The following is a 1,267-nucleotide window of genomic DNA, read 5'->3' as shown; positions in this document are numbered from 1 at the left end:
GTCTGAACAGTTTCGGGCGTTTCGCTAAGTGGATTTCCGCCTCGATTATGCCGCCACCATCATTGGTGCCAGCGCGTTGAAGTAGGCCTGATCCGGTGTCTGCCGGTCAAGGGATGAATGTGGGCGTCGGCTATTGTAAAAGGTCAGATAGCGGCCGATGCCAGCGCGGGCCTCGGACACTGTTTTATAGGCGTGGAGGTAGACTTCCTCGTATTTGATCGAACGCCAGAGCCGCTCGACGAAGACGTTGTCCCGCCACGCACCCTTGCCATCCATCGAGATGGCGATTTCCGCCTTCTTCAGCACCGTCGTGAAGTCCATCGAGGTGAACTGCGAGCCCTGGTCGGTGTTGAATATGTCGGGTCTGCCATAACGGGCCAGCGCTTCCTCGACTGCTTCGATGCAGAAGGCTGCCTCCATCGTGATCGACAGTCGCCACGACAGAACCTTCCGGCTGAACCAGTCCACAACGGCGCAGAGATAGACAAATCCGCGAGCCATCGGAACATAGGTCAGGTCCATCGCCCAGACCTGATTGGGTCTGGTAACCGCCAGCTTGCGCAGGAGGTAGGGATAGATTTTGTGCCCAGGTGCCGGTTTCGACGTGTTCGGGCGACGGTAGATCGCCTCGATGCCCATCTTCTTCATCAGCGTGGCGACGTGCAGTCGACCGGTTTGTAACCCTTCTCCCCTCAAGAGCCCTTGCAACATCCGGCTTCCGGCAAACGGGTATTCGAGATGCAACTCGTCGATCCGGCGCATCAGAGCCAGATCGCCGTCAGACACCGGACGCGGCGAATAATAGACACTGCCACGACTGAAGCCGAGAAGCTTCGCCTGACGCACGACGGACAGCTTGTGCTCGCGGTCGATCATTTCTTTCCGCTCAGCAATCCCGCCTTGCCGAGCGCTCCGGCTAAAAAATCATTCTCCAGCGTCAGCTCCCCGATCTTGGCGTGCAGCGTTTTGACATCGACGGTTGGACCCGTCGGTTCCGCCTTCGCTTCATCGCCGAAAACGCCTGTCGCCCCCTCAAGGAGCTGGTCTTTCCATTGCTTGATCTGGTTGGCGTGCACGTCAAACTGTTGGGACAGTTCCACCAGCGTCTGCTCGCCTCGAATGGCGGCGAGCGCCACTTTTGCCTTGAAAGCCGGGCTATGGTTCCGGCGCGGTCGTCTCGTCATGGTATCTCCTGTTCCCGGCATCTAAGCCGAAGTCAGGCAGAAATTCCACTTATCCCCCTGTTCAAATTTCCCGAGCCAGCTCT

At 58.2% G+C, this 1,267-nt stretch carries 1 protein-coding gene; it reads right to left on the bottom strand.

Annotation, left to right across the window (positions count from 1 at the left end):
- Positions 1–45: 45 nt before the first annotated feature.
- A protein-coding gene (locus tag KUG47_RS16685) for an IS3 family transposase (RefSeq protein ID WP_105541261.1) occupies positions 46–1,184 on the bottom strand; the annotation gives its coding sequence in 2 pieces (ribosomal slippage) (positions 46–917 and positions 917–1,184; 1,140 coding nt in all).
- Positions 1,185–1,267: the final 83 nt, after the last annotated feature.

The sequence above is a fragment of the Falsochrobactrum tianjinense genome, from assembly GCF_019100495.1.
Classification (GTDB): Bacteria; Pseudomonadota; Alphaproteobacteria; order Rhizobiales; family Rhizobiaceae; genus Brucella; species Brucella tianjinense.
Note: the sequence above shows the minus strand (reverse complement) of the source record. Positions and strands in the feature narration are given on the sequence as shown.